Source organism: Pseudarthrobacter sp. NIBRBAC000502772 (assembly GCF_006517235.1).
Classification (GTDB): Bacteria; Actinomycetota; Actinomycetes; order Actinomycetales; family Micrococcaceae; genus Arthrobacter.
On the sequence record NZ_CP041188.1, the window covers coordinates 2,560,672 to 2,586,861 of the forward strand.

Genomic DNA, 26,190 nt, shown 5'->3' on the forward strand with positions numbered 1-26,190 from the left:
GTGAAACCGTGGACTTCGAGCTGACGTGGTTTCCTTCGCACCTTGACGTGCCAGCCGCAGTCGACGTGGACGCAGCCCTCAGCGAGACAGTTGATTACTGGACCCGTTGGGGAGAACACTGCCGCCAGGATGGGGACTATGGGGGCGCGGTGAAGCGATCGTTGCTGGTGCTGCGTGCTCTGACGCACTATCAGACGGGCGGCATTGTCGCTGCCCCGACAACGTCCTTGCCTGAGGATTTTCGGGGTTCACGCAACTGGGACTACCGGTATTGCTGGCTTCGCGATGCCGCTTTGACGCTCGAAGCCATGCTGACCCATGGCTACGAATCGGAGGCACTTAAGTGGCGGAACTGGCTGTTGCGGGCCCTTGCCGGTGATCCGGAAGACATCCAGATCATGTACGGAGTGGCTGGCGAGCGGGATCTGCCGGAGAAAGAGCTGCGTCATCTCCCTGGTTACCAGAATTCGAAGCCGGTGCGGATCGGAAATGCAGCAGTCGACCAGTACCAGGCGGACGTCGTGGGCGAAGTCATGGTCGCCCTCGAAAGGCTGCGTCTGGCCGGGGGCAAGGAAGACTCCTTTTCCTGGGCGCTTCAGCAGGCACTCCTCGGCTATGTGGAAAAGCACTTTGATGACAAGGACTGCGGCTTGTGGGAGATTCGGGGCACCGCCGAATACTTCACGCACTCCCGGGTCATGATGTGGGCAGCATTCGACTGCGGCGTTCGGGCGGTACGGGACCACGGGATGTCTGGCCCCATTAAGCGCTGGGAGGAACTTTGCGAACGGTTGCGGGCCGAAATCATGGATCAGGGGTTCAACCGCGAGTTGAAGTCCTTTACTCAGACCTATGGAGGGCGACATGTAGATGCGGCTTTACTGGTCTTGCCTCAGGTTGGTTTCCTTGCTTACGATGACGAAAATATGCTCGGCACCGTTGCCCTTCTGGAAAAGGAGCTCCTGACTGAGGAAGGGTTGCTGATGCGATACCGTACTGAAACTGGAATCGACGGGCTTGAACCGGGCGAGCACCCATTTCTCGCCTGTTCCTTCTGGCTGGTGGAGCAATATGCTCGCGCAGGCCGCTGGGCCGAAGCCACAAGGCTGATGGACATGCTCTTGGGTTTCTCCAATGAACTTGGCCTGCTTAGCGAAGAGTATGCGGTGAAGGAGTCGAGGATGGCGGGCAACTACCCCCAAGCATTTTCCCATCTAGCCTTGGTTCGGGCCGCGGACGCAATGCACCGAGTGGATCGCCTCAGTCTCGCAGTCCAGAAAACCGCGTGAATGTGAATAACCGAAGGTCTCGTCAATTAGAGGGAGAGACGTACTAATCTCGGGCCTTGACGCCTTCCACCGGTCTTAGCGAGGGCGCCACGTTTGTTGAGCGTCAGCTTGATGGGACCGGTGTTGAACCCGACGTATCTGGTTCCGTAACTCTTGGCCACGGTCAGGCCGTGACCGAGATAGAACTGCTTGCTTGCGGCCACATCCGTGACGCCGAGCTGGAGCACGATCGCCTCGATCTGCCGAATGGCCGAACCGGTGCCCTTCTTCGATGAGTACGCGACCGTCCAGATCGTGCCGTCCGGGGCCTACCCCTTCAGCGATTGCAACGGGCCGCGGAAATCGTCGCCGGCGACGTCTCGTGAGCGGACAGTGCGGGCATGATTGCCGCGCACGTCGTGAAACGATAACAACGGAATTCTGTGGACAGGTGATTGGTCATCCTGGATCAGGTACCGGCGTAGCCCGCGTATTGCTACACCAGAGACTGGTGGTGCAGAGCCGGACAGACGTTTCGCCGCTTTCGGCCTGGTCATGTGCGAGTGTGCCTAAACAGCTCATGAGATGGGTGAAGGAGGTGTCGTCGCCGTGAAGTTCTTCTTTGGCGGGTGGGCCTCCCGGCCAGTGAATGCTTCATCCCTTGCAGGCGGCACTACCCACGACAACGGACGGGGCGAACCCGTCCCCGGCCGAACTCTCCCACGCGCAAAGAGAAACCACGTTCCCTCAGTGGGGGAGCGCGCGGTTGGCGTGGGGCGTTCATAGAAGGCCCAATTTGGGCTGTGCACATTGTGCACACTTTGCGTCTCGGACTGGGTCGTACAAGGGTCGGATCGGGCCGGATTCGACATGTTTCCGGGACTTCCCAACGTTTGCAGGGGAGGGAATGCAGTTCGAGTCCCACCTCGGGCACGCATTCCCCCTCGTCAGAGGGGTTTTGCTTTAACGTGTGTACATTGACCCTCCGCGGGTCTCTCTGACTGTGGCCGCGGCCTGTGCCTGGCGCCGCGGTGACCTATGAAGTTATGTGGGTGGCGGGATCAGGGTCCTGGCTGCTGGGCCCTCCGCCTGCAGGGTACAGGGCTACTTGTCCTCACTTTCTGGGTTGTTCTGATGGTCGTGGTTGGCCATCACTCATTCATGGCGATGGGTTGTGCTGACGACAGGACCAAGGCAATCTGGCTTCCAAAATCTTCGTCGGAAGGCTGCTTCCTTCGGGCGCCCAGCGTGCGCTCATCGCGTGTTTGTCCGGCCAAAGCCGTGTGCACGTTGTGCCCACTATGAGTTGGCGGGCGACTGTTCGGCTTACATCGTGATCCCGTTCCGCAGACTTTGTGGCTGATAGCAGTTCATGCGTCCGGCCATCCCTGGGTGCATGACCTGCAGGGATCCCGGGCGCAGGGGAGACCCCGGAAAGCCCACAACGGATGCTGGCGTGTGGGACCGACACTCGTGGGGGGGCCGCAGTGTTGTCGCAGCTCAGGGGGATTTGAGGTCCGGCGTGTGTACAGATTCCGGTGAAGCGTGGACGAAGCTCGCGCGTTTTCTTCGCTGTGCGCGGATTCACCAACGAGGCAAGCTCTCCCACGGGGAGGTCCGGCCCGGCACTTCGGTTCGCTGGAGCATTGGCCGATACAGCAGGCGGTGTGCCGCGCTCTGCGGAAAAAGGGATCCGTTACTTTCATTCGGCGGCGTGCTGACATGTGCTCGGAGCACGTGCATCCCGGAGGACCAGCAATTGTTGGAAGGCGTGATTGACGCGACCGTCATGGCCGGACCGATACTCGCTGAACGGCCGCCTTGAGATCCTCCGGTGACGGCAGGCCAGCCAAACCGCCGGCATGCCGATAGAGCCTGCAGGTCAGGGCTGGTGCTGCCGAAGATGGGAACAGATCCATCCCCGAGGCAATGAAAGACGGTGAGCCGTGGAAGCCCAGCGTCTGGGCTTGTTCCTCGCTGCCCAGCTCGACAACCACAACGTCGCCCTCGACGCCCTCGGCTGCCAGGACCTGGACGAAAAGGTCCAGGGCAGCGGCGCTGTTGGGGCAGTCCGCGATGATCCGCAGCTCGTAGTCCATGAGTTCATCATGGCAGTCCCCGGTACAGGTTTGCGTGAATACATCGAGGAATGTACTTTTGTGCCATGGAAACGCTCACGCAGGCACCGGTGCTGGCCCGGTTCGGGTACGCGGTCTCGGACCCGACCCGCGCCAGGATACTTCTGGCCCTATCGGATACCCCGTCTTATCCCTCCGATCTGGCGGATGCCCTGGGCGTGTCCCGGCAGAGCATGTCCAACCACCTGACATGCCTCCGTGGCTGCGGCCTGGTCGTGGCCGTCCCGGACGGGCGGCGGACCCGCTACGAGCTTGCGGACGCCCGGCTGGGTCATGCGATCAAAGACCTGCTGGGGGTTGTCCTGGCCGTGGACCCGGCCTGCTGCGCCCCGGACGGGGAGTGCTTCGCATGACGGCGCTGACGCAGGCGCCAACTTCGGAACGCCGGGCCGTACTGAACAGACGGATCCGGCTGTTCGCGGCCGCGACCATTACCTACAACCTCATCGAAGCCGTAGTGGCGCTCTGGGCCGGCAGCGTTGCCGATTCCTCTGCGCTGATCGGGTTCGGCCTGGACTCGATTATTGAGGTGGCCTCCGCCGTGGCGTTGTCGTGGCAGTTCTCCGCGAAGGACCCGGAACGCCGTGAGCACCTGACCCTGCGGATCATCGCCGTCTCGTTCTTCGCCCTGGCCGCGTTCGTGACCTTCGAGGCTGTGCGGGCTTTGACGGGCGGGGAAGAAGCCCGGCACTCCACCCCGGGCATCGTGATCGCTGCGCTGAGTCTGGCGATCATGCCGGTGTTGTCTTGGGCCCAGCGCCGGGCTGGACGGGAGCTTGGATCCCGGACGGCAGTGGCCGATTCCAAACAGACGCTGCTGTGTACCTACCTTTCTGCGGTCCTGCTGCTCGGCCTGGTCCTGAACAGCACGCTGGGCTGGTGGTGGGCTGATTCCGGCGCCGCACTGATCATCGCCGGTATCGCCGTCCGGGAGGGCATCAGCGCCTGGCGCGGAGAAGCCTGCTGCGCCCTTCCGCACACCGACGACACCCACGGCCATGGGCGTGGGCATGGCGAAGAAGACGATGACTACTGCGCACCCGTAACCACCGTGACCATCGCGGCAGCACCGGGAGCTCTTGCTGATGCTGAGCAGGAAGGTGCCTGCTGCGCCGGGTGCCAGTCCGATGCCAAGCCTGCGCCGGTGACCTTGACTCTCGGGACGAAACCGGTGAATCGTTGAGCGCCGTCTCGACGGCCCGGAACGTCCGGATCGCCGTCTGGACCATCCTCGCGGTCCTCCTGACCGCCGGCGTGATCTGGTACGCGGTGTTCACCGTGAACAGGCCCGCACCCGCCGCGCCCGCGGCAGCAACGGATGCGCAGCTGGTCAGGGAAGACAGCCACTGCGTCACGGCCCCCGCGTCGGAGAAGGCCCAGCTGGTGGAGTTCCTGGACTTCGAATGCGAATCCTGCCGCGCCGCCGAACCCCTCGTGCAGGAACTAAAAAAGGAGTACGGGGACCGGATCACGTTCATCCACCGGTACTTCCCGCTGCCCGGACACGCCAATTCCGGAACCGCGGCCCTGGCCGTGGAAGCCGCAGCCCTGCAGGGCAAGTACGAGCAGATGACCGCCAGGCTTTTCGCAACCCAGCCGCAGTTGGGGTGAACGGCAGGACTCCCAAGCCCCACTGTTCAGGACCTACGCCGAAGAACTCGGCCTGGACCTGGCCCGGTACGACACGGATGTCGCGGCCGAAGCAACCAAGGAACGGAATCCGCCAGGACATTGCAGACGGGAAAGCCCTCGGCGTGACCGGAACCCCCACCTTCTTCCTCAACGGGGAAAAGCTCACCCTGAACAGTGAAGAACAGTTCCGCAACCTGCTCGACGACGCTGCACGATAACCTCGCGCCGGTTCCCCGGTTCCCCGGTGCGAAAGCCGGTCCCGCGAAGACTAGAGGAACGCGACCGCCATCCCTTAACCGAAAAGGCTCCCTAAAACGCTGACGATACAGTATTCTCTTATTCCATGGAGTCATGGAATAAGAGCCCGGCGGGTGGGGAGAAGCTGGAAGTCTTCGATCAGCTCGCCAGGGTGGCGAAGGCGATGTCCAACGGCAAGCGGCTGGAGCTGATCGAATTGCTCGCCCAGGGCGAGCATCCAGTCGAAGAAATCGCGGCAAAGCTGGGGATGGGGGTGACGACCGTCTCGGCCCACCTGCAGCAGCTGAAGCAGGCGGGCCTGGTGGATACCCGGCGGGTGCGGACCAGCATCCTGTATCGGCTCGCGGGCGATGACGTCGCGGCGATGTATCTGGCCATCAAGCGTGTGGGCATGCTGCGTTCCCCGGCCCTGCGGGAGGCACTTGCGTCCTACCTCTCTCCCCGCGGCTCGGAGCCGGCCAGCACGATCGATCCGGCAGCTGTCACCTCCGAGATGACCGTTATCGATGTCCGGCCCCGGTCCGAGTACGACACAGCCCACTTCCCGGGCGCGGTCTCCATCCCGCTGGCGGAGCTGGCGGAACGCTACGGTGAGATCCCGTCAGGGAATCCCGTCGTGGTGTACTGCCGTGGCGAGTTCTGCAAACTCGCCCGGGACGCCGCGGCGTGGTTGTCTGCCCGCGGCATCCCGGCGATGGCCATGGACGAAGGCGTCATCGAATGGCGGGCCACACACCTGGTGGATCTCGATGCCACCGCGTGAGCCGATGGTGCTGCTCGGGGAGAGAATCCGCGCCGACGCAGCCGTTCAGGAAGTCCTGCACCGCCGGACCCTGACGGTGGTCGCCGCCAGCCAGGTCCTGGGCGGGGCAGGCCTTGCCGCCGGCGTCACCGTCGGGGCTTTGCTGGCCCAGGACATGCTCGGCGGGAACGCCGCCGCCGGTCTTCCCGCGGCCCTGTTCACCCTCGGCTCCGCACTGGCGGCCTTCCTGGTCGGCGCCGTCACCCAGCGCCTGGGCCGCCGGACCGGTCTGGGCCTGGGCTTCGCCGCCGGGGCCCTCGGGGCGCTCGGCGTCGTCGCAGCGGCCGTCCTGGACAGCATCCCGCTGCTGTTTCTGTCCTTGTTCATCTACGGGGCGGGCACCGCGACGAACCTGCAGGCACGCTACGCCGGTACCGATCTGGCTCCGGCGTCCCGCCGGGGCACGGCCGTCAGCATCGCCATGGTCTTCACCACCCTCGGCGCGGTCCTCGGCCCGAACCTGGTCGATGTGCTGGGCCGGTTCGCCGAAAGCCTCGGCATTCCCGCTCTCGCCGGCCCGTTCCTGCTCGCAGCAGCCGCATACGCCTCCGCCGGGGCCGTGCTGTTCGTCCTGCTCCGGCCGGACCCGTTCCTGCTCGCCCGGGAACTCGAGATTGCCACACCTCCACCGGGAACCTCCGACACCCCGCCCGCACCGGTCCGGGCGGGCACCGGGGTCTACGTGGGGGCCGCGGTCATGGTCCTTACCCAGATCGCTATGGTCGCCATCATGACCATGACACCGGTCCACATGCGCGCCCACGGCCACCACCTCTCCGAAGTCGGCCTCGTCATCGGAATCCACATCGGCTCGATGTATCTGCCTTCCCTGTTCACCGGCGTCCTCGTGGACCGCATCGGCCGCACCCCGATGGCCATCGCCTCCGGCCTGACCCTGCTCGCGGCCGGCCTCACCGCAGCTACGGCACCCGCGGACAATCTCGGGCTGCTCATCGTGGCTCTGGCCCTGCTCGGGCTGGGCTGGAACATGGGCCTCATCTCCGGAACCGCACTGGTCGTGGACGCCACCGTCCCCGCACACCGTGCCCGCACCCAGGGAGCCGTCGATGTCCTCATCGCCGTCGCCGGCGCCGGCGGCGGCGCGATGTCCGGGCTCGTCGTGGCCCAAACCAGCTATGCGGTGCTCTCGATCGTCGGCGGGGTCCTGGCCCTGCTGCTGATTCCCGTCATCTTCTGGGCCCGAACCCGGTCCGGGACGCTGGCGGCTGCCTGATCCCGCAGCCACAAACATCCTGACTGCCATGAAGCCACCGGGCAATCACGGTCGCGGATCCGGGGTACGGCTGGGTTGGCGGCAGAACCTGGCCCAGTTCGTGCTCCTCGTCGCGGTAAACACACGGCTACGCCAGACTCGAGGCAGCATCCCACGTTCCCGCCAACGCCGGCAACCACGCCCAGCTGACCAGCCGCGACGTGTTCATCCTCACCAGCTTCCGTGACAGGTCACTGTCGTCGGTCTGCCACGCCGGCATGGTCAACAACCTCAACGACGGCCTGGCCTGGGGCCTTTTCCCCGTCCTCTTCGCCTCTGCCGGGCTGGCCGTCGACAGCATCGGCATCCTCGCCGCCGCGTACCCGGCCGTCTGGGGAGCTGGGCAGCTCCTCACCGGCGCACTCTCGGACCGGATCGGGCGCAAACATCTGATCACCGGCGGCATGCTGGTCCAGGCCGCGGCCCTGGCCATGATCGCCGCCGGGCAGGGCTTCGGGATCTGGCTGGCCGGGGCGGTCCTGCTCGGCGCCGGTACCGCCATGGTCTACCCAACTCTTCTGGCCGCTATCGGAGACGTCGCCCACCCCCAATGGCGTGCCCGGTCAGTGGGTATCTACCGTCTATGGCGCGACGGCGGATTCGCCGTCGGGGCCCTGATCTCCGGAATCATCGCCGACACCCTGGGCATACCGGCCGCCGTCACCACAGTCGCACTTCTCACCGGCGCCTCCGGCATCGTCGTGGCCCTGCGGATGCGCAGCACCGACCACCTGCCACGGTGACGACCGGCTCCTGACCGGCCAAAACTTCATCCACGACCGTGTTAACCCCCTCGAAAATCCGGCACAAACGGTGCCAAAACAAAGCCGTTGACACCCCTCCCGGCCCGGCGTGTACTTGAATCGGCGCCTGTATTAACAGAAGCCAAGCCACGGAGCGGCCTGACCTTTCCGTGAGGCCGCCAAAGACGGAGGTCTAAAAATGGGACAAGCACGCGAGGCAATGGACCGCTTAACCGCAGCCGTGACGGCGAGGGACAAACAGACACAGGCAGCGTGTTACTCAGCTGATGCGGTGGCCTTCACGCCCGAGGAGGGCAAACTCGTTGGGCCCGAAGCCATCAGCAACTACCTGTCGCAGTTCGGGGAATCGTTCCCTGACATCACCTACGAGTACGCCGACAGGTACGAAGCCGGAAATGTGGCGATCGATGAGGGCTTTGTCGTCGGAACCAACACAGGACCGCTGCTCATGCCGTCCGGTGAAAGCCTGCCTCCCACCGGAAAGAGCATCCGGGTCAGGAGCTGCGATGTCGCCCACGTCGAAGATGGCCTGATCACAAGCCACCACTTCTACTTCGACCAGATGGAGTTCCTCGGACAACTCGGGCTGCTTCCCGAATCCCTGTCCAAGTCCTGAACCCGCAGGGCGGAGCCCGCGGCCGCGTTAAGTTCAGGGATGCAACGACGACGACCGGCAGGTCCGCCCTTCCCACCACGCGGACACCTCCCGGTCATCCCGGGCGCAGGACCGTCCTGCCCGGTCGGGGCGACCAGCCCCACCCGGACGTCAATGGAGAGATAAAGGTGACGGCATTGACCGGAGGTTCCCTGATCCGGCGCGGGAAGGAGGTCTACGAGAACCTCCCGCTGCCGTTCCCTGTTGTCGCCGCGATTGTCCTGGACCTCCTCCTCGCCAGGCTCCGTCCGGTGCCGCTTCCCGGTCCCCGCGCCCTCCACCGGACCGCGGGGGCGGGACTGCTGCTCGCCGGCGTCGGCCTGAATATTTGGGCGCTGGCTGAACGGCGGCACCGCACTACTGGCGCGTTCGCGCTGGAGCGGCCGGAGGACCTGGTCACCACCGGCCCCTACACCATCACCCGCCACCCGATGTACATCGGATGGTGGCTCATCCAACTCGGAGCGGGAACCTTGGCCGGCTCATCCTGGGTCCTCGCGACCTTGCCTGCCGAACTGCTGGTCGAGCACCGCGCTGTCCTGGATGAAGAGGCCACGCTTGCCGAGCTCTTCGGCCGCGCCTACCTCGAATACTCCGACAGCGTTCCCCGCTACCTCGGATCCCCCTTCCGGGCACAGAGCCCGTTCGATTCGAACAGCTGAAACTCCGCACCCAAGCGACCGATCCAGGGCCGCTGGCGACAACCTAAGAAGGCATTGCCGCACCGTTGCAAACCCCAATGGGAGAAGCCGATTCCAGAACAGAGTGTCGAAACCGTCGTCATCGGCGGCGGCCAAGCCGGCCTGGCCACGGCCTTCCACTTGGGCGGACGTGGCCGTGACTTCATCGTTGTGGATGCAAACCGCGACATCGGCGACAGTTGGCGGTACCGCTGGGATTCGCTGCAACTGTTCACGCCCGCCGGATTCAGCCACCTGCCCGGCCTCAAGTTCCCGGCGCCACGGGCAGACAGGCCGACAAAGGACGCAATGGCTGACAGGAGCCGAAATTGCCCTTGATCTTGCCAATCCAGATGACGCTGGGCACCATCGCTGGGTGTATCTCGCCGGCCGCGACGTTGGCTATTTGCCGGCGCTGGGCACGTGGACCTACCCGCTCCTGCGACTACTGGGCAGGGCAGGCTCTGAACTGTCCCAACGCGCCCTGAAGGGCGGAGCGGAACCAGTCGGCAGAATCCGCCCCGGCGCACTGGAAGCAGCTGGCATCACCCGGATACCGAATATCACCGGCTCGCAGAACGACTTCCGGTAACCGAAGACGGAAGGACCGTCAACGTGGACGCGGTGGTGTGGTGTACCGGGCTCCCTCCCGACTACCGATTCATCAAACTGCCCGTCTTCGACCACGCCAGCCACCTCACACACCTCAGGGACTTACCAGCGAACCAGGACTCTACGCCGTCGGCACACCACACCAGTCCTCCATCACATCCCACCTCGTTGGGGGTGTCGGCAAAGACGCCGAATACATCGTCAAACACATCACTGATGAGTTCCAACTTCGCCTTCGAAAATCCGCGCAACGGAACCCCCGGTGGAGGCGCCGCCTAACGACCCAAACAGAAGGGCCCGGTGCTGGGTGTGGAAGCATATCCGCAGTTGGCGATGAAAGCGGCGGCTCTGATGGAGTCTGTGGCTCGGTTCAGTCCGCTGATCGACGGCAATAAGCGGACTGCGTGGACGCTGATGGTTTTGATGCTCTGGATAAACGGCTGCCGGAATGACTTCATCACTGATGAGGCGTTCGATCTGGTCGTGGGCGTGGCCGCCAGCGATATCGGGTTGGGGACAGCGCGGGGATGATTGCCGCCCACCTCGTAGAACGATAGCCAGATATTTCTGTGGCCGAGTTGGTGATGCTGGGCTCACGCACCCAAAATGCTGTGCGTGTCCGCTACAGCCGGCGCGCCGGTCCTGGTGCGAGGCTGGATTCCCGCATCGCCGTTTTGGGGCGACATGACTTTGAGGTCCAGACCGTCGGTTTCGTAGGAGGTTCCGGGTTCAGCGGGAACGTTTTTGGGGCCATTTGGGTGCAGGGTGAGAAAACAGGCCTCGGTCACTGCGGCGCGGACCGTCCACCGGGAGATCTCGAACGCAGCGGCGGTTGCGGAGATGGCCGGGCCGGAATTGATGACCGCGTCCCCCAGATGAGCCGGAACGTGATTAGCCAACGCCCGTCGCCCGAACGTGCGAGGCGCGTCAGGCCCCGAACCAGCGGGCGCGTCGCACCGCGCCGAACTCCGCCTTCTCATCGGCGTACGCCGGCGACGGCCCCAGGAGCGGCGCGGTCGGCCCTCCGTCAGCGTGGAAATCGACGTCGACGCGACCGACGTCGCCGTGGCCGAACTCCAGGTAGCAGAGCCCGGTGCCCCCGGATGCAAGTCCGCCGGCGCCTCGGATGCTGCGAACGATGCCGTCCGCGACGACGTGGGCCGCGCTCTCGGCGAAGGTGCCGGCCTTCGGGATCCCGGTCTCGGCGCAGTCGCCGATCGCATACACCCCGGCGTACGGCGTTTGCAGCGTCACGGGGTCGACCGCGACCCAGCCGTCCCGCGCCAGACCCGCCTCGACGAGCACGTCGGGCACCCTGTGGGTCGGGATGCCAATGAACAAGTCGTACGGCTCGTCGTGGTCCTTGAACTGCGCGACCCGCGCGTCCGGGTCGATCCCGTGGATCCGGTGGCGTTTCGTGTACCCGATCCCACGCTCGGCCATCGCGCGTTCCAGCGCGGCCGATGCCTGGGGTGAGACCGGGATGGGCGACGGCTGCGGACTGACCAAGTGAAGGTTGCTGCCCTCGCGGATGCCGCGGGCGACGAGCCGGTCGTGGAGCAGCAGGATCGCCTCGTATGGCGCGGGCGGGCATTTGAAAGGGATGGAGAGCACGGCAAGCATCACCCGGCCGCCGCGGAACGCCGCCAGTTCGTCGCGCAGCCGCTCGGCGCCTGCGACCGTGTAGTACTCGAACCCTCCTTCGGCGAAGCCGGGTGTCGCGGCGAAGTCGTAGTCGGCACCGAGGGCGACAACGACGAAGTCGGGATCGTAAACCGCAGCATCGGTGACGACGTGCCGCGTCCCCGGGTCGATCGCGAGCACCCGCTCCTGGCGGAATTCCACGCCCGGCGTGCGGATCTCGCTGTAGAGGATCCGCACCTGTTCCGCGTTCTGGTGCCCGAAGAGGACCTCCAGCTTGGAGAAGCCGAACACGAAGGCGTCGTGCTGGTCGACGAGGGTGACGTCGACCTCGCCGGCAAGGCGCTCCGACAGTGTGCTCGCGAGTTCCAAACCTCCGAAGCCGGCGCCGAGGACCATGACGGTTGTTGTCATACACCTCATCTTGCGCTTTGGACGACCTTGCGTCCATGCCCGATGGGTGATGCCCGTCGAGCCGGTGGGCACCGGGTGCCGCCCTAGGAGCAGAAGACACAACACTCACAGGGCCGGGGGTTTGCTGGTTGCACCGCAGGCGGTGCAACGGTAGAAATAGACGCACGCGTTCGTCGGCAGAGACCGTATTTCCGTGCTGCCACAGTCCGGACATGTCAGGGTGCTGGTCAGCCGTTGGCTGCTCATTGGGCGGTTGTCGCAGTTCCGGTCAGGCGTTGAATCAGTTTGAGGCGGGCGGGTGTTCCGGGCCAGTGCTGGTCCAGTGGTCCTATGCCCGCTTTGCCGATGGTCGAGCGGAAGACCAGGGGCACAACGATGACGTCATCGGCCTATCCGATGACCGGACAAAATGACGGGCTCGCTTGGGGCCCGTTCCCAGTACTGTTCGCCGCGGCAGGCCTGACGGTTGAGAAGATCGGCATCCTCGCAGCCGCTTACCCCGCGGTCTGGGGAGCCGGCAGCTCGTCACCGGCGCCCTTTCTGACCGGATCTGGCGCAAACCCCTGATCGTCAGCGGGATGCTTGTCCAAGCCGGCGCATTGGCTATGGTCGCCGTCGGGCAGGACTTCTGGATCTGGCTTGCTGCAGCTGTGCTGCTCGGGGTCGGCACCGCCATGGTCTACCCAACACTTCTCGCCGCGATCGTTGATGTCGCCCACCCAAACTGGCGGGCCAGATCCGTCGGCACCTATCGGTTTTGGCGCGACAGCGGGTTCGCCGCAGGTGCCCTGATCTCAGGGATTTATCGCCGATGCTTACGGCCTAACCGCAGCCGTGGGGGGTCGTTGCCGCCCTTACCGGAATATCTGGCATCATCGTTGCCGTACGAATGCCGCATCGACCACAAACCCATGCACCTGAGACAGACACGTCCTCCCTGAGGAAGCAATAAGCCCCGCTCGGACTGCCCGGTCGTTGGTCAGCGCTTGAGTAACAGCGGGGGATAGTCCCCGTTCTGGGCGCGGCGCACGTGTTCCCAGCCCAGGGACTGCCAGAACGCGTCTTTGCCTCCGGGCGGGACGGGCGAACACCGTCCGGCCGGGAAGCTGTTGGTGCAGCAGGTCGATGGCCCGGGTGCCGAGCCCCTGTCGGCGGCGCCCTTCGGTGACTTCCATGAAGTCGATCGCTAGCCCGTCTGCCGCCTCCGGACCTCGTCGCCGGGATCCGGAGGCGGATGATCGACCACGATCATCCGGACGACTTTCTCGCCGCCCCGGTGAAGCTGTAGAAGAGGTCCGAGGGGGAGGCAACGATGGCTTCGTTGGCCTGCCAGCAGGCCTGGGTGAAGTGCTCCGGTGCCTCAAACGGTGAGATCACGGAATGCCCGTGCGGGGCCGACCAGTCCTGCCTGATCACCAGGTCATCGCTCACACGATCAATCTAGCCCCGGGCCGCTCCGCCCGTCCGGAGCGGGATGGGCTTTCCGGCCCGGGTCCGGCCCGCGGACCAGCCCGGCACCGCCGCGTCCAGGGCTTTTGTTTTGGCGGGGTCGCCGAAGCGTGCTCTGATGACTGGCAAAAAGGAAGATGGACCTCGCCCATTAAGCGACCGTGAGCACCTGCTGTGCGGTTGAGGCGGCACAGGCATTCGCACGGCAAGCCGTCGGGAATCCATGAATTCGCTGCGATCAGCCCGCAGGAGCTGGCATTAATCCACCACCAGGAGGACTCTCGCCGGTTCGCAGTCTTGGATGGACGCCGCTCATGAGTCCGACTGTTCTATAGGCAGCCCTGCCGCCTTCCACTCCGGGAAGCCCTCCTCCAGTCTTGTGGCGAGGTGCCCTTCGTCCGTGAGAAGCCGCACGGCCTCGTCCGCATACAGGCAGTATGGTCCGCGGCAGTAGGCGACAATTTGGCTCCCTTGGGAAACCTCGTGCAGCCGAGACTTAACGTCCGAGAAGGGCATGGAAAGCGCACCCGGGATATGTCCGGCCTTATACTCTTGCGCCGGCCGCACGTCCAGCACAACGACGTCGCCCTGCCGCAGCCGCAGCCGCAGTTCGTCGCGCGTGATCGTGCTCAGGTCGGCGCGATCGCCGACATAGGCACGGACGAGATCGCCCAGCTCCCGGGCGTGCGCTTCGGCTGTCTCCCGAAGTGCCCGCCACAGTCGCTCGACCGCCGTGCCGGCAAGGGAGTAGTAGATCCGTGTCCCGGAGCGTCGGGAGCAGACGAGGCCGGCTCGCAGCAGACGCTGCAGGTGCTGGGATGTGTTGGCCACAGTCTGGTGGATCTCTACGGCCAGCTCCTCAACGGACCGCTCGCCCTGCCCAAGGATATCGATCAGCTCCGCCCTCCTGCCGTTCCCCAAGGCCTTGGCAGCTTCGACGAGGGCATCGAAGAGGGCCTCCTTGTCCTGCTGGTCGGCCACTCGTGTCTCCTATTCAAGAGTTCTCTTGACAAGATTACCGTTGGGGGATTCTTATTCAAGTACCTACTTGAATAAGAAAGGGGTGGTGGCCGTGTCCACCATCCAAACTCCCCAAGGGCAACAGTCCCGCCTCCGGACAGGTGCCGCTCTCATGACGCTGGCTGGGCTGGCTTTCGTCGGTTACGCCGTCATCTTCCTGGTACTCAACTTCACGGACGCCTTCCTCGAACTCGGCATCGGCCCCGATCAAGTGGACAAGGGGAAAGCGGAGATCGAGGCGTTCAGCCCGCAGCTGTATCACTACATCAGTCATCTGCACATCGCGGTCAGCGGCTTCATTGCCGCGACCGGGCTGGCCGTTGCAGGCCTGTCCTGGTACGGGGTGCGCCGCGGAGAATGGTGGGCCTTCGTCACAGCCGTTATCGTTCCGGTCGTCGGGCTCGCCGTGGCCCTCCCCGCGCACTACCCATGGGGTCTTGCCACGCTTGGGCACCTCGGTCTGATCTACCTCGCCGTCCTCATCTTCCTGGTAGGGGTCGTGGTAGCCTACAGCGGAATGCGAAGCCCCATTACCACACACCACTGACACTCACACAACCGACTGAATCAACCTCCAGCGGCTACGACAACGACGGGAACCTGACCTGGCCTTGTTCCTGTCAGTGCTGCACGGCGCAAGCATTCCATGTGCGACCATTTGGTCACTGAGCCGGGCCAGGCGGTACGCGGGCTCTATGTCCAGAATTTCTGGACATGGCAGGTCTTCCATCTCATGCCACCCACGATCAGGTAGCTGACCTAGGACGTTCGTGCCATCCGGCAATGTCGTAGCATCTAATTTTGCCATCGTGGGCTCTTGGCGTGGTTGTGCTCTCTGTCAGTTCTAGGTGGGGGCGGGGCGCGTCGTGAGTGATGGGCTGATGCGTTCGGTGCTGGTGAACCAGGAGAGGAGTTGCGGGTCGATGGCGCCGATAACGGTTCGCATATTGACTAGTTGGGCTCGGACGTTGCTGTTGATGATGGGTTCCAGGTGGGCTACCCGGTTCCGGAGGTGGTAGACGCCCTCAACTGCCCGTTCGAGTTCGCGTGGTGTTCTGCGTAGGTGTGGAAATGCTTCGTGGAGTGCTTCGTCCCAGAGGCGTTGTTTGCCGGCGTCGTGGCGCCCGGGCAGGATGAAGCGCCAGGTTCCGAGGGACATCGCGGCAAGGATGTCTGCGTGGAGGGGGTCTCGTTGGCCCTGTGGTCTGCGTGTGGTCGATTTGAGTGCACGACGTCTGGCGTCAGGGATGTCGCGGCCGGCGACGCGGAGTAGCAAGGCGCTCGGGTCGATGAGCCAGTCTGATGAATGACTCCGGCCGGTGTCAGGATCCATCTGGGAGGCGTTCCAGATGCAGAGTTGTTCGTCCAAGGCGTTGCGGAGGACGACTTCGAAGACGTGCAGGGCTTCGTAGACGGCGCCTGAGAGGTCAATGTTCCAACGGTAGAGCCGAATCGCCTCATGCAGGGTGGGTGTCTCGCGGATGTACGGTGCCAGGCGCTCGAGGCTGATCCTGTGCTGAAGGACCAGTTCGATTGGTGTTTGGTGCGCTGCGGCCATAGGACTAAACTGTAGAGGAAGACAGGGGCAGGTTCCTTGTTATGGATTACTGAGGGTCCCGAGGCCAGGCGCCGCGGGGCCCTCAGCCGTACCGCGACCGCAACAATCCTGGTCGGCGGATACCTCGCGCCAGTCGCCAAGCGGTCCGTCAGCGACCCCTGCCTTTCGGCGCAGTGGGCCTCCTTCGCCAAGGGAACCGGAAAATGTCATAGGTCACTTTTAGTCTGATGTCAGCCCGCAAGTTGCGGGTCTAACAGCAGGAGGCCTCATGCTCGCCCGTACTACTCCATCAATCCAAGCGATCCGGACGTCCACCACAAGCACAGTGACTGCTTGAGTGGGAACCGGATTCCGGCGCACAACAAGCGCCCGGGAACGAACAATTACCCCCTGTGTAAGCACTGCAGGGACAAGTAATACCACGTGGGTGGTAGCGCAGGGTCGGCTACCACCCGCTTGGTAGTTTGCTGCTCCCTGATATTTTTAAGGCACATAGTCTCCCTTGGCCGGTATCTGCGCAGTGTCGGCAAGACTGGGGGAGGTCGATGACGTTCCAGAACCCCGGTGAGGCAACGGTCGAATGAGAAGACGGGTCATGCGAATTTGGGCCCTTCAGTCCATGAGGGGCTGAAGGGGTTTGGACCGGCCGTGAAGATCCTGGAAACCATGTGCGCCCCATGCCCTAAGCCAGTCCGTCATGTCCTCGGGAGAGACGTGAACACTTCCAGCCCTGAAATCCCATGCGTGGCAAAGAAGAACCACGTTCCCTCAATGGGGACGCGATTCTCGCTGGCGTCAGCTTTGCGATTTGGAGCGTTGACAATGTCAACACTTCGGGGCTTCGGACTGGGTCGTACTGGGGCCGGATCGGGTCGGATTCCGCATGTTTCCGGGACTTCCCTCTGTTTACAAGGGTGGGAATGCAGTTCGAGTCCCACCTCGGGCACAGCAGATCCCCTCGTCAGAGAGGGACACTTTGGGCCTGACGTGGTGGACGGGGTACACGCTTGTCCGAGAAGATCGCTTTGACGGGTGTCGGTCACGCCGTGTTTGTCGGTAGCCTTTCTTGTGGCCGGTTCCTCCCGTGCGTCGGGGCTTTCCGCTGTCTTAATGCTTCATGGGAGCGTCCGGCCGGGACGACATGACCGGGCAGGTTCCGGGGGAGTGGTGCACGGCTGGGCGATCGTTTTCTTCATACCCATTCATTTCGCTCGGGTGGGATGGCCTACATGACATAGCCGCTGAAATGTTCGGGTGTCATCCGATTGATTGTGCGAACCACCGGGGCCAGGTTGTTGCGCCGGCCCGTAGTGCCAAGCAGGGTCTGCTCGGCGACGGATAGTTCGTCGAGTCGTATTCCGGGCACCATTCCTGGGTCGAATGCCCGACCCGCAACACCGTAATCCATTCCCGCGAGGTCGCAATCCTGTTCGTGGACACCCGGCCAGAAGATGCCATCGCGTTTCCATCACGACATCCTGGGCGCCGTCGACCGGAAAAGCTACTTCACTCTTCCCGTATGGCGGCATCTGTCAGGTTAGCGCTAGGTGTCAAGAGCGCTGCCCCTCAGGCTGCCTTCCTACGGAGAGGGACCAAGAGCCCGGTTCCCTCACGCGGGCCACGGATTCTTTACTGGCTCAGGGGCGCGCTTCGAAGACGAAGAGTTCGGTTCCAGCGACTTCTTCGCCGTCATCGGGGGCGGCGAACAGGCGCAGCACGCCGCCGTCAGATTCGAGGGCAACCGGGTTGCGGGTCATCGAGTGCCCGGCGGTGGAGAATTTCTGGAAGGGGACCTCGTGGACGATTGTTCCATCTGTGAGGTCGGTCAGGGCGAGGCCGCCGAGCTCGAACGGGTTACCGTCAGCAGTCTTGAGGCTGGTAACACCCGAGCAGAGCTGGTGCCCGGCTCCGGCGTACTCGCAGTCCTGGTAGTCGATGAAGTGACTCGGGTTGGCCTGCGTCCCCAGGAGCCTGCCTTGGTTATTCCAAGTGAACAGCTTGCGGGAACCCCAGCTGACGCCGCTGATTCGGTTGGTCTTGCGGTCGGCGACCACACCGCCGACGTGGTCCGCCTGACGGAACTGCTCCGTGACCTCGTAGGTGTCTGGATCGATTGTGTAGACAATGGAACTGCTGTTGGGCCGGTACTCGGCCACGGGAACCCAGACCTTCTCACCGTCGAAGTCCGTGCCGCCCGGGTGGTAGATCGTGTCCTCACCCAGGACGATGTCTTTCAGCAGCTTTCCCTGCCGGTCGATGACGAAGACGTGGCCGCGGCCCTTGCCGGTAGTGCGGTCGTAGCCGTCGACGGGCGAGGGGAAGCGCACGGTCGGTTCAAGGATCTCGACGCTGCTGAGGAATATGTTGTCGCCGACCAGCGACATGCCCTGCGGGTGGAAGGTCGGGAAGTCCAGCTTGAGCTTCTGGACCTGGTCCCACTGGGTGTTGCGGTCCACCTTCGTGAAGGCCGCTGCTTCTGCCGTGAGGCCCTTAGGGGTTTGCCCGTTGGTGGCCCCAGCGGAGGTTCCGGCTGTCAGGGTGGCCGCTGCGATTGCTGCGATGGCCAGGACGCGCTTCATCTTCATGTCTGCTCCAAGTGCGTGATAGTAGTGGCCGGTGGCCGGGCCCGATCAAACTTAGGCGCCCGGGATGGCAAGACAGACAACGGCAGGTGTCGAGAGGGTGAAGCAAGCGACCCGGGCCGGGGACACCCCAACAATCGGCTTGACCAGCAGCGGGCAGCCCAGCTGCCGGATGGAGGAGTGCCGGACTGCTGGGATAGCCAGGAGCCCGGCACCGCGGCCGAGTCCTTCTAGAAGCAGGTTGGCACCGAACTGATCCTCGTGTCCACAAGTCCGGTCAACAGGGCCGCGTCGGACGTGGACATGACGTTCCCTGGAAATGTGTTGACCAGAGCGCGAAACTTCTGCAGATCAGCATCTCAAATCCTCTGGAATCGGCGCCGGGCATGGAGGGTTCCAGAGTCAAGAGGGACCGTTGCCCGCATCTGGTCCGGCACGTGGCGGGAATTTTCGTTCGGGGCCGGCGTTAGGTCTGAGTATGAAAGCAATCGTGTACCGTGCCACGGGCGATCCGTCTGTCCTCGAGCTCGTCGACCGCGAGAGCCGCGATCCGGCGCGCGGGGAAGTGCGCATAAGGATCATCGTGTCCGCAGTGAACCCCACCGACTGGAAGTCGCGCCGCGGCGCCAAACTGGGCGAGCCACTGCCCTTCGCGGAGGTCGTGCCGAACCAAGACGGCGCCGGAGTGGTGGACGCCGTCGGACCCGGCGTCGAGCATCTCCACGTCGGTGACAGGGTTTGGCTAGCCCTGGCTGCCTACCAGCGCGCCGACGGCGGGACAGCCCAGGAGTTCGCCGTCCTGCCGGCCGAGCGGGTCTTTCCGCTCCCGGAGAACGCCGGGTTCGACCTCGGCGCAAGCCTGGGCGTACCCGCGATCACCGCTCACCGGGCCCTGACCATCGCCGAGGACGGCCCGCGGCGGCTGCACCCGGGAACCTTGGACGGCAAAGTAGTTCTCGTCGCGGGAGGGGCCGGCGCCGTGGGCCATGCGGCAATCCAGCTCGCCAAGTGGGCCGGCGCCGTCGTGATCACGACCGTAAGCGGACCGGCGAAGGCTGCGCTGGTCACGGCCGCCGGCGCCGATCACGTCATCAACTACCGGGAAACCGACGCGGCCACGGAGATCCGCCGGATCGCTCCCAACGGCGTCGACCAGATCGTGGAGGTGGCACCCGCGCAGAACGCCGAACTCGACCTGGCAGTGATCCGCAACCGCGGCTCTATCGCGGTCTACGCCAACAACGGCGGTGACCAGATAAGCCTGAACGTGCGCAGGCATTTCAGCCTCAATGTCCGCTACCAGTTCGTGCTGCTCTACACCGTTGGCATGGCGGCGGTGCACGCCGCCGCCGAGGACATCAATGCGGCCATCGTCGACGGCGCCCTTCCGGTGGGAGAGGCCGCAGGCCTGCCGCTGCATCGCTTTGACCTGGCGGACACGGCTGCGGCCCACGCAGCGGTGGAAGAGAGCATCGTCGGCAAGGTGCTGATCGATGTGTCATCGGGCTAGCCGATAACGCATCGGGAGCCCCGCGGGGATCATTGCGCCGTGCAGCCGAGGAACTGAGCGGGTCGGACTGCGGAGGGCTAGTGTCCTGCGGCTGAAATTCGGTTCAGAAGTCGGCCGATGAAGGATCTGTTCTGCTGTTTTGGTCCGGGTGAACGGTGTAGGGCTGGACTTCCATCCGCTGATCCATTTGCGGATGTCGGACTCGAGCGCCTGGACGCTGCGGTGATCGCTGCGACGCAACAGGTCCTCGGTGACGAAGCTGAAGAACCTCTCCACCTGGTTTAGCCAGGATGAGTACGTCGCTGTGAAATGCATGTGGAACCGCAGGTGGTTCTGCAGCCACGCTTTCACAACAGATGTCTTGTGGGTCTGGTAGTTGTCGCAGATCAGGTGCACATCCAGGCTTCCTATGAATCGAACAATGTTCAAGTCCCAAATTCACCGGGCCAGCGTCACGCACTTGTCGGCGGGTGGCGGCGCCGCGCCAGGGTCACCATCAACGGTGTAAACAACCTCGGACTTGTCGGTGAAGCGGTCGACGTCCTCGCGAATCTCGATTTCCGCTTCGGCTTCCTGTATGCCGACGATGGTGCCGCTGCAGGCGCCGAAGCCGATGGGAACGAAGCCTGCGCGTTCGCACCGACCCAAGAGCGTAATCTGGTCGCCGTCGAGCAGGAAAGTGCGACGTTCGCCATTCGGTAGTGTGACAGGCCGGGTCGCGCCGACCGTGAGTTCGAGCATGCTGCCAAGCTCGGCGTCGGTCGGGCCGGAGATGGTGCCTGTCCCAATGAGGTCTCCTGGTAACAGGTTGCAGCCGTTGATGGTGTGGTGGGCCACCATCTGCGCCGGCGTCCAGTACAGGTACCGCGCGTTCGAGACGATGATTTCGACGGGCACTTCGGCCGCCGCCCGCATCTTGCTGGTCGATAGCAGGACGCGAAGGGCGACGTCGATGCCTCCGTCGGCCTGGTCTTGTCGGTTGAACAGGTAGGGCAGCGGCGTCGGGTCACCGTCAGGACGTTGCAGCGCTGGTGCGCGGAAAGGCAGAAGGGCCTCTGCGGTGACGACCCACGCAGACACTGAAGTTGCGAAGCTCTTGCTCAAGAATGGGCCGAGCGGGAACATTTCCCATCGCTGGACGTCGCGTGCCGACCAGTCATTGAGCAGCGAGAACCCCGCGATGTGGTCGGCCGCCCGGTCGATGGGAATCGAGGTTCCCTGGCGGTTCCCGGCTGCGATGTAGAACCCCATCTCGAGTTCGAGATCCAGTGCCTCGCATGGTCCGAATTCGGGAGCGGCGCCGGGACGCTTGGGCGGCTGTTGCCCGATAGGGCGATAGACCTCCGCGCCGCTGACATGCACCGAGGAAGCGCGGCCATGATACGCAATCGGGACCCATTTGTAGTTCGCGGGCAGCGGATCGTCGGGGGTCAGCTGTGCGCCCGCTGCTCGCGCGTGATGGATGCCGGCGTAGAAGTCGGTGTAGTTCGAAGGTGCCGTCGGACGGTGAAGTTGGCAGGATGTCTGGGCCTTCAGCAGGCTTGCCGCCTGCATCCGTGCGATGTTCCCGGACGGCCCGGAATCCAGAAGCGAGCCAGCGGCCTTGCGGAGGTCGTGCAAGGTGAGCTGCCCGAGGGCGAAGAGTAGGTTCAGCGACTGTGCGCGCACGGCCTCGACCGGAACCGACTTCGGAAGCAAGCCGAGCTCGTGGGCGGCGGTGAGGTCGAGAATCTGGTCCCCGATGGCCATCCCCACACGCGGAACGCCTCTCGCGCCTTCACTGAAGATCCCCAGCGGCAGATTCTGGATGGGGAAGTCGCTGCTTGTATCGTTTGCCGACGTCACCCAGCTCCTGCGAGCGGGGTCGTGCGTTTCGTTGAGCTTCATGGCTGTCTGGCTCTTTCTCGAAAGGTTGCCGCGGAGCCCCTGGGGAGTCCCGGGGCTCCGCGGCTCAGCGTGAGGTTGGGCGTTACGCGTTTCAGTGGTGGCGCGTCGCCAGCGCGTCTTGGTCTGCTTCCGGCAGCAGCACGCCGTTTTCGAAGGCTTGGTAGCCAGGAATCTCGACGAGGAACATAACCACGTCGGTCACGGGCTCACCGGTCGCGGAAGCCCATGCTTTTGCCAGCTTGAGCAGCAGTTCGCGCTTCAAGGCCTCGGGTCGTCGGCGGATCAGTCCGACCATGCGCGTTCCGCTCACGGGCTCGCCGGCCTGGTACAGGTTCTCGCGCGGCACTTCGGTGAAGGAGACGTTGACGTACTCGGCCGGCCCGCCGGTCACCTCGCAGTGCGTCGCGGTGATGGCCCGGGCAATTTGCGGCTTGTATTTCGAGCTGGTGCTGCCGGCGGTGACGGTGAACTGGTAGAACGGCATGGTTTGCTCCTGTTGAGTTGGGATTTAGGACGCGCCGAGCATGTCGACAGGTCACTCCGGCCTGTTGATGTCTGCGCTGGCTAGAGGTGCGCGGGTCTCTTTCGAGAGGGAAAGTGCTGCGAGCGAGATGGCGCAAAGCCCTGCCATGTAGAGCCCGACCGAGAACGGGCCGTAGCTGACGATGAGCTGGCTCGCGACGATGGGTGTCAGCGCCGCGCCGAGCACTGTTGCGATGTTGTACGAGAGGCCCGCGCCCGTGTATCGGTAGCGGGGAGCGAAGAGTTCCGGCAGGTAAGCGCCGAGCGGGCCATAGGCCAAGCCCGTTGCTGCCTGGAGGAGCACGATGCCAACGAGCAGGTTTGCCGCTGTGCCGCCTTGGACGATGGGGAAGAGGCAAAGCGAACTGACCAGGCAAAGGAGGTTTCCGATTAGGAGAACTCGCTTGCGCCCAATCTTGTCTGACCAGAGTGCGCCCAGGATAGTGGTCAATGCCAAGGACGCGCCACCTGCCATCCCGATGAGAAGCACCGTGGTCTTGCTCAGCCCCAACGTTTGCGTTCCGTAGGTCGCCATGTAAGTGATGCTGAGGTAGAAGAGACCGAACACAGCGATGGTGCTTCCAGTCGCAAGAAGGACTTCACGACGCTGCTCGCGAAACAGGTCGACTACCGGAAACTTGCCGGCGTTCTTTGCCACCTTCTTCTGGAACACCTCGGGCTCCTCGAGCGAGATGCGTATGACCAGCCCGACCACGATGAGCAGGGCGCTTGTCAGAAAGGGGATTCGCCACCCCCATGACAGGAAGGCATCGTGGCTCATCGTCGCTGAGGTGAGCAAGAATGTGAGGCTCGAAAGGATGAACCCGATCGCCGGCCCCAGTTGGGGATACATCCCGTACTTGCCTCGAGCGTTGACTGGGGCGCTTTCGGTGGTCATCAGGCTGGCGCCGGCCCACTCTCCGCCCATGGCGAGACCCTGGATGCACCGTAAGGCGACCAGGAGCACCGCGGCGAGCGGCCCTATCGCCTCTGCGGTCGGGAGCAACCCGATACCCACCGTCGCCAGGCCCATCAGGAGGAGGGTGGCCACCAGGGTGTTCTTGCGCCCCAGGCGGTCCCCAAAGTGACCGAAGAGGACGGCGCCGAACGGGCGGACTATGAATGCGACTCCGAACGTAGCCAACGCCACCGCGATAGCTGCAGCTGCCCCGAGCGAGGGGAAGAAGACCTCGTTGAAGACGAGCACGGCCGCCGTACCGAAGATGGTGAAGTCGTAGAACTCGATGACGGTGCCGACGGCGCCGGCCACGGCTATCCTCCCCATGCGTGGACTCACATTGGAAGCTGTTGTCTTGGAAGCTGTCATTTGTGTCTCATTGGAAGCTTTTGTCATGTCTGTCTCCTAGTGCTTGTGGGGCGCCGACTGGTCAGCTGTGGCTTGGAGCTTCTGGAGATGTGGCGGCAGCGCGTCCGCGAACTGCGCTTTGCCGTCCCCGAGGGAGAAGTCTTCTGGAGCCACTTCGAGCAGGCTGATGAAGACGTCCTGCGGTCGAACGTCTTGACGCTCTTGGAGCAATTCCGTGATTCGTCGGTAGAGGTTGGTCTTGACCTCCCGCGTTCGCCCCGCTGCGAGCGTTATCTGCACGGCGATGAAGCCGTCGGTGCGCTGGATGTCGTAAAAGCTCGGGTCGTAGATGAGCTCCCCGGCTTCATGCTGCGTGATGATTTGGAAGCGGTCACCGACCGGGATCCCGATGGTCTCGGTCATCGCGTGATGGATGGCGTCGGCGACGCCGTGCGCAAAAGCAGGGGTCTTCTTGTTGAGCGAAATTCGAACGAGCGGCATGTGAGGGTCTCCTGGGCTGTGACGCTCGCCACATCTCGGCGAGTTCCATAACCATAGTCCAAATAAACTCGGAGGAAAAGGGATAAAATAGATATTTCTCGTTTTGGTTGTGACTATCAGAAATATCCGATAGATTGGTGCCTTGACTTCGTACCACGCCATGTCGGGAGACCCAACGAGCCTTACCTTCGACGCCTACCGCCGCCTGCGAGTTGAAGTGCTATCAGGCCGGCTTCCGCCCGGCCGGAAGCTCAAGATTCAGGAGCTCGCTGACGAGATGAGCGTCAGCCCGGGCGTGGTGAGAGAGGCGCTCTCGCGGCTGTCGTCCGAGAGCCTCGTCGTAGCGATTCCTCAGCGGGGATTTCGAGTGGCGCCAATCACAGCTGAGGACGTCCACGACCTGACCGAAGCCAGGGTCGACATTGAGACGGCATGCCTGAAGCGCTCGCTTGCGGCGGGAAAGGTTGCCTGGGAGGCCGACATCGTTGCTGCGCTGCACCTGCTGAACCGCACCCCGCATAACACGGTGGATTTGAGCGGCCCCTGGACAGACGCCCACGCACAGTTCCATGAAGCTCTGGTTAGCGCCTGCGACAGCAAGTGGCTGTTGCGCGTCCGCGAGCAGTTATTCATTCAAGGCGAACGGTATCGGTGGATAAACATCCGGATGTCCGATGCCGACCGCGGGTTGCGCGAGGAGCACAGCGAACTGGCTGAAGCTGCGATTTCGCGGAACATCGGACTGACGTGTGAACTGATGGAACGTCACCTGCGGCTCACCGAGGAACTTACGCTTCGTTCTCTCGCCAGTGAGCTAGTGCCTGGTTAAGAGCCATATTGGCGTCCGAATACCGCTGTGCCCTAGAGACGGCCTGACATGTGAAACCAACAATTCGTCATGAGACTGGAGTTCCCGCAGCTACTTCCACTCCCGTTGTTAAACGCCGATAACCTGCCTTTCGTCACAACTGGGAAGTCCTCCTGCTGCCCGCTTTTGGAAAAGGAATGTGGCAAAAAGTAAGTGTGAACATTGATGCTCCTATTGAGGTCAATGGTCCGTGAGCCCCCCGTGCTGCGGAGGTTACCGGGGCCGGCCACTCCGGCCTCAAGGGTCTGCGATCGCTGCGCGACGGGCCTGCGGCCGCCCTTGACCCGGGAGCCTCTGCCGCCCCCGGTCGGGCATGCAGGGGCCGGGGCGCGCCGAGCAGACGGGGCTAGTGTGGTTGCGTGCCGCTAGGCCAACGCTCGGGCCTACCCGCGAGACGGAGCCTGTGTTGTAGAGGATTGGCAGTCGAGCCGGGTTTCGTAGTGGTGGTGGAGGTTGTTGTCGTGGCTGAGTCCGCGTTCGAGGCGGGACGGCGTGGTGGGCCAGAGGTGCAGGGCATCGGCGGCTTGCTGGAGGGTCAGGTGCTTGGTTATCCGAACCGTCCGCAGTGATCCGGGGTTCGGGGCGGGTTGCGGGTGGAGGAGTTGGTCATAGATTTCCCGGGCGACGTAGCGTTTGAGGCACCGCATGATTTCCTTGGTGCTTTTTCCTTCCTGACGTCTCCTGGCGACGTAGCTGCGGGTCCGGCTGTCGTAGCGCATCCTTACGAGGACCACGCGGTGGATGGCTTTGTTGGCCTGCCGGTCGCCTCCGCGGCTGAGTCGGTGGCGGGCGGTCTTTCCCGATGAGGCGGGGATGGGCGCAGATCATCGGCCCGGTGTTCACGCACGAC

The 26,190-nt window shown here is 63.7% G+C and carries 27 protein-coding genes and 4 pseudogenes; 17 read left to right on the forward strand and 14 right to left on the reverse strand.

The window, feature by feature from the left end; all coding sequences use genetic code 11:
* Nucleotides 1-8 precede the first annotated feature (8 nt).
* Both NIBR502772_RS11745 and NIBR502772_RS11750 read left to right on the forward strand, forming a co-directional pair.
* On the forward strand, nt 9-1,289 hold the full coding sequence (locus NIBR502772_RS11745) for a glycoside hydrolase family 15 protein (RefSeq protein ID WP_371706662.1): 1,281 nt from the start codon (nt 9-11) through the stop codon (nt 1,287-1,289).
* Between the two features lie 56 nt (nt 1,290-1,345).
* Nucleotides 1,346-1,564: a hypothetical protein gene (locus tag NIBR502772_RS11750; RefSeq protein ID WP_141140319.1), complete on the forward strand. Its 219-nt coding sequence runs from the start codon at nt 1,346-1,348 to the stop codon at nt 1,562-1,564.
* A gap of 1,491 nt (nt 1,565-3,055) precedes the next feature.
* Here the strand turns inward: NIBR502772_RS11750 and NIBR502772_RS11755 are convergent.
* The gene (locus tag NIBR502772_RS11755; protein ID WP_141140320.1) at nt 3,056-3,367 is read right to left on the reverse strand and encodes a hypothetical protein; all 312 of its coding nucleotides are present in this window, start codon (nt 3,365-3,367) and stop codon (nt 3,056-3,058) included.
* A gap of 65 nt (nt 3,368-3,432) precedes the next feature.
* On the opposite strand from NIBR502772_RS11755, the gene NIBR502772_RS11760 reads away from it, so the two are divergent.
* The 11 genes and pseudogenes from NIBR502772_RS11760 (at nt 3,433) to NIBR502772_RS11810 (ending at nt 10,613) form a co-directional block, all read left to right on the forward strand.
* Nucleotides 3,433-3,759, forward strand: a complete 327-nt coding sequence (locus tag NIBR502772_RS11760) for a helix-turn-helix transcriptional regulator (RefSeq protein ID WP_141140321.1) — start codon at nt 3,433-3,435, stop codon at nt 3,757-3,759.
* Nucleotides 3,756-4,589, forward strand: a complete 834-nt coding sequence (locus NIBR502772_RS11765) for a cation diffusion facilitator family transporter (RefSeq protein ID WP_141140322.1) — start codon at nt 3,756-3,758, stop codon at nt 4,587-4,589. Before NIBR502772_RS11760 ends, NIBR502772_RS11765 begins: the two co-directional genes overlap by 4 nt.
* Nucleotides 4,586-5,256: pseudogene (locus NIBR502772_RS11770) on the forward strand (DsbA family protein). Before NIBR502772_RS11765 ends, NIBR502772_RS11770 begins: the two are co-directional and overlap by 4 nt.
* 125 nt (nt 5,257-5,381) lie before the next feature.
* A complete protein-coding gene (locus tag NIBR502772_RS11775) occupies nt 5,382-6,059 on the forward strand; it encodes a metalloregulator ArsR/SmtB family transcription factor (protein WP_141140323.1) in 678 nt (225 codons plus the stop codon).
* The gene (locus tag NIBR502772_RS11780) at nt 6,046-7,332 is read left to right on the forward strand and encodes an MFS transporter (RefSeq protein WP_141140324.1); all 1,287 of its coding nucleotides are present in this window, start codon (nt 6,046-6,048) and stop codon (nt 7,330-7,332) included. Before NIBR502772_RS11775 ends, NIBR502772_RS11780 begins: the two co-directional genes overlap by 14 nt.
* 119 nt (nt 7,333-7,451) lie before the next feature.
* Nucleotides 7,452-8,114: pseudogene (locus NIBR502772_RS11785) on the forward strand (MFS transporter); the annotation flags it as partial.
* Nucleotides 8,115-8,313: 199 nt separating this feature from the next.
* Nucleotides 8,314-8,751 (forward strand): ester cyclase, encoded by a 438-nt coding sequence (locus tag NIBR502772_RS11790; RefSeq protein WP_141140326.1) that lies wholly within the window; start codon nt 8,314-8,316, stop codon nt 8,749-8,751.
* 167 nt (nt 8,752-8,918) lie between these two features.
* Complete coding sequence (locus NIBR502772_RS11795) at nt 8,919-9,452, forward strand: isoprenylcysteine carboxylmethyltransferase family protein (RefSeq protein ID WP_246848481.1); 534 nt, start codon at nt 8,919-8,921, stop codon at nt 9,450-9,452.
* A 159-nt stretch (nt 9,453-9,611) separates the two neighbouring features.
* The gene (locus NIBR502772_RS22770; RefSeq protein WP_246848797.1) at nt 9,612-9,809 is read left to right on the forward strand and encodes a hypothetical protein; all 198 of its coding nucleotides are present in this window, start codon (nt 9,612-9,614) and stop codon (nt 9,807-9,809) included.
* 37 nt (nt 9,810-9,846) lie between these two features.
* Nucleotides 9,847-10,062, forward strand: coding sequence for a hypothetical protein (locus tag NIBR502772_RS11805; protein WP_141140329.1), 216 nt, complete (start codon nt 9,847-9,849; stop codon nt 10,060-10,062).
* 320 nt (nt 10,063-10,382) lie between these two features.
* On the forward strand, nt 10,383-10,613 hold the full coding sequence (locus NIBR502772_RS11810) for a type II toxin-antitoxin system death-on-curing family toxin (protein WP_246848482.1): 231 nt from the start codon (nt 10,383-10,385) through the stop codon (nt 10,611-10,613).
* Between the two features lie 62 nt (nt 10,614-10,675).
* Here the strand turns inward: NIBR502772_RS11810 and NIBR502772_RS11815 are convergent, their stop codons facing one another.
* From NIBR502772_RS11815 to NIBR502772_RS22965, 3 genes are all read right to left on the reverse strand, one after another.
* Complete coding sequence (locus tag NIBR502772_RS11815; protein ID WP_141140330.1) at nt 10,676-10,981, reverse strand: hypothetical protein; 306 nt, start codon at nt 10,979-10,981, stop codon at nt 10,676-10,678.
* Between the two features lie 28 nt (nt 10,982-11,009).
* A complete protein-coding gene (locus NIBR502772_RS11820; RefSeq protein WP_141140331.1) occupies nt 11,010-12,137 on the reverse strand; it encodes an NAD(P)/FAD-dependent oxidoreductase in 1,128 nt (375 codons plus the stop codon).
* 105 nt (nt 12,138-12,242) lie between these two features.
* Nucleotides 12,243-12,383 (reverse strand): GDCCVxC domain-containing (seleno)protein, encoded by a 141-nt coding sequence (locus NIBR502772_RS22965; RefSeq protein WP_305775663.1) that lies wholly within the window; start codon nt 12,381-12,383, stop codon nt 12,243-12,245.
* A gap of 159 nt (nt 12,384-12,542) precedes the next feature.
* Here NIBR502772_RS22965 and NIBR502772_RS11825 point away from each other — a divergent pair.
* A pseudogene (locus NIBR502772_RS11825) lies at nt 12,543-13,089 on the forward strand (MFS transporter); the annotation flags it as partial.
* 296 nt (nt 13,090-13,385) lie between these two features.
* Here the strand turns inward: NIBR502772_RS11825 and NIBR502772_RS11830 are convergent.
* The gene (locus tag NIBR502772_RS11830; protein ID WP_141140332.1) at nt 13,386-13,568 is read right to left on the reverse strand and encodes a hypothetical protein; all 183 of its coding nucleotides are present in this window, start codon (nt 13,566-13,568) and stop codon (nt 13,386-13,388) included.
* A 330-nt stretch (nt 13,569-13,898) separates the two neighbouring features.
* Nucleotides 13,899-14,567 (reverse strand): metalloregulator ArsR/SmtB family transcription factor, encoded by a 669-nt coding sequence (locus NIBR502772_RS11835; RefSeq protein WP_141140333.1) that lies wholly within the window; start codon nt 14,565-14,567, stop codon nt 13,899-13,901.
* A 91-nt stretch (nt 14,568-14,658) separates the two neighbouring features.
* On the opposite strand from NIBR502772_RS11835, the gene NIBR502772_RS11840 reads away from it, so the two are divergent.
* On the forward strand, nt 14,659-15,153 hold the full coding sequence (locus NIBR502772_RS11840; RefSeq protein ID WP_246848483.1) for a hypothetical protein: 495 nt from the start codon (nt 14,659-14,661) through the stop codon (nt 15,151-15,153).
* A gap of 297 nt (nt 15,154-15,450) precedes the next feature.
* Here the strand turns inward: NIBR502772_RS11840 and NIBR502772_RS11845 are convergent, their stop codons facing one another.
* Together NIBR502772_RS11845 and NIBR502772_RS11855 are read right to left on the reverse strand one after the other, a co-directional pair.
* Nucleotides 15,451-16,164, reverse strand: coding sequence for an Abi family protein (locus tag NIBR502772_RS11845; RefSeq protein ID WP_141140334.1), 714 nt, complete (start codon nt 16,162-16,164; stop codon nt 15,451-15,453).
* Between the two features lie 1,637 nt (nt 16,165-17,801).
* Nucleotides 17,802-18,749 (reverse strand): DUF6454 family protein, encoded by a 948-nt coding sequence (locus tag NIBR502772_RS11855; protein WP_141140335.1) that lies wholly within the window; start codon nt 18,747-18,749, stop codon nt 17,802-17,804.
* A 475-nt stretch (nt 18,750-19,224) separates the two neighbouring features.
* On the opposite strand from NIBR502772_RS11855, the gene NIBR502772_RS11860 reads away from it, so the two are divergent.
* Entirely contained in the window at nt 19,225-20,256 is a 1,032-nt protein-coding gene (locus NIBR502772_RS11860; RefSeq protein WP_141140336.1) for an NADPH:quinone reductase, read from the forward strand.
* Here the strand turns inward: NIBR502772_RS11860 and NIBR502772_RS11865 are convergent.
* From NIBR502772_RS11865 to NIBR502772_RS11885, 5 genes are all read right to left on the reverse strand, one after another.
* A complete protein-coding gene (locus NIBR502772_RS11865) occupies nt 20,245-20,652 on the reverse strand; it encodes a transposase (protein ID WP_168223532.1) in 408 nt (135 codons plus the stop codon). The two genes, NIBR502772_RS11860 and NIBR502772_RS11865, sit on opposite strands and share 12 nt — an antisense overlap.
* A 42-nt stretch (nt 20,653-20,694) precedes the next feature.
* Nucleotides 20,695-22,143: a fumarylacetoacetase gene (fahA, locus tag NIBR502772_RS11870; RefSeq protein WP_141140338.1), complete on the reverse strand. Its 1,449-nt coding sequence runs from the start codon at nt 22,141-22,143 to the stop codon at nt 20,695-20,697.
* Between the two features lie 91 nt (nt 22,144-22,234).
* The gene (locus NIBR502772_RS11875; RefSeq protein WP_141140339.1) at nt 22,235-22,627 is read right to left on the reverse strand and encodes a tautomerase family protein; all 393 of its coding nucleotides are present in this window, start codon (nt 22,625-22,627) and stop codon (nt 22,235-22,237) included.
* A gap of 51 nt (nt 22,628-22,678) precedes the next feature.
* Entirely contained in the window at nt 22,679-23,950 is a 1,272-nt protein-coding gene (locus NIBR502772_RS11880; protein WP_210412284.1) for an MFS transporter, read from the reverse strand.
* Between the two features lie 78 nt (nt 23,951-24,028).
* Nucleotides 24,029-24,472 (reverse strand): tautomerase family protein, encoded by a 444-nt coding sequence (locus NIBR502772_RS11885; protein WP_141140341.1) that lies wholly within the window; start codon nt 24,470-24,472, stop codon nt 24,029-24,031.
* A gap of 142 nt (nt 24,473-24,614) precedes the next feature.
* Between NIBR502772_RS11885 and NIBR502772_RS11890 the strand changes: the two genes are divergently transcribed.
* Nucleotides 24,615-25,301, forward strand: coding sequence for a GntR family transcriptional regulator (locus NIBR502772_RS11890; protein WP_141140342.1), 687 nt, complete (start codon nt 24,615-24,617; stop codon nt 25,299-25,301).
* Nucleotides 25,302-25,723: 422 nt separating this feature from the next.
* On the opposite strand, the pseudogene NIBR502772_RS22625 reads toward NIBR502772_RS11890, so the two are convergent.
* Nucleotides 25,724-26,158 (reverse strand): annotated as a pseudogene (locus tag NIBR502772_RS22625) (transposase); the annotation flags it as partial.
* Between the last annotated feature and the right edge of the window lie 32 nt (nt 26,159-26,190).

Coding starts and splice junctions, on each gene's coding strand:
- NIBR502772_RS11860 (WP_141140336.1), top strand. CDS start 19,225: ATGAAAGCAATCGTGTACCGTGCCACGGGCGATCCGTCTGTCCTCGAG.
- NIBR502772_RS11855 (WP_141140335.1), bottom strand. CDS start 18,749: ATGAAGATGAAGCGCGTCCTGGCCATCGCAGCAATCGCAGCGGCCACC.
- NIBR502772_RS11760 (WP_141140321.1), top strand. CDS start 3,433: ATGGAAACGCTCACGCAGGCACCGGTGCTGGCCCGGTTCGGGTACGCG.
- NIBR502772_RS11765 (WP_141140322.1), top strand. CDS start 3,756: ATGACGGCGCTGACGCAGGCGCCAACTTCGGAACGCCGGGCCGTACTG.
- NIBR502772_RS11775 (WP_141140323.1), top strand. CDS start 5,382: ATGGAGTCATGGAATAAGAGCCCGGCGGGTGGGGAGAAGCTGGAAGTC.
- NIBR502772_RS11880 (WP_210412284.1), bottom strand. CDS start 23,950: ATGGGGAGGATAGCCGTGGCCGGCGCCGTCGGCACCGTCATCGAGTTC.
- NIBR502772_RS11820 (WP_141140331.1), bottom strand. CDS start 12,137: ATGACAACAACCGTCATGGTCCTCGGCGCCGGCTTCGGAGGTTTGGAA.
- NIBR502772_RS11875 (WP_141140339.1), bottom strand. CDS start 22,627: ATGCCGTTCTACCAGTTCACCGTCACCGCCGGCAGCACCAGCTCGAAA.
- NIBR502772_RS22965 (WP_305775663.1), bottom strand. CDS start 12,383: ATGAGCAGCCAACGGCTGACCAGCACCCTGACATGTCCGGACTGTGGC.
- NIBR502772_RS11780 (WP_141140324.1), top strand. CDS start 6,046: ATGCCACCGCGTGAGCCGATGGTGCTGCTCGGGGAGAGAATCCGCGCC.
- NIBR502772_RS11790 (WP_141140326.1), top strand. CDS start 8,314: ATGGGACAAGCACGCGAGGCAATGGACCGCTTAACCGCAGCCGTGACG.
- NIBR502772_RS11755 (WP_141140320.1), bottom strand. CDS start 3,367: ATGGACTACGAGCTGCGGATCATCGCGGACTGCCCCAACAGCGCCGCT.
- fahA (WP_141140338.1), bottom strand. CDS start 22,143: ATGAAGCTCAACGAAACGCACGACCCCGCTCGCAGGAGCTGGGTGACG.
- NIBR502772_RS11845 (WP_141140334.1), bottom strand. CDS start 16,164: ATGGCCGCAGCGCACCAAACACCAATCGAACTGGTCCTTCAGCACAGG.
- NIBR502772_RS11885 (WP_141140341.1), bottom strand. CDS start 24,472: ATGCCGCTCGTTCGAATTTCGCTCAACAAGAAGACCCCTGCTTTTGCG.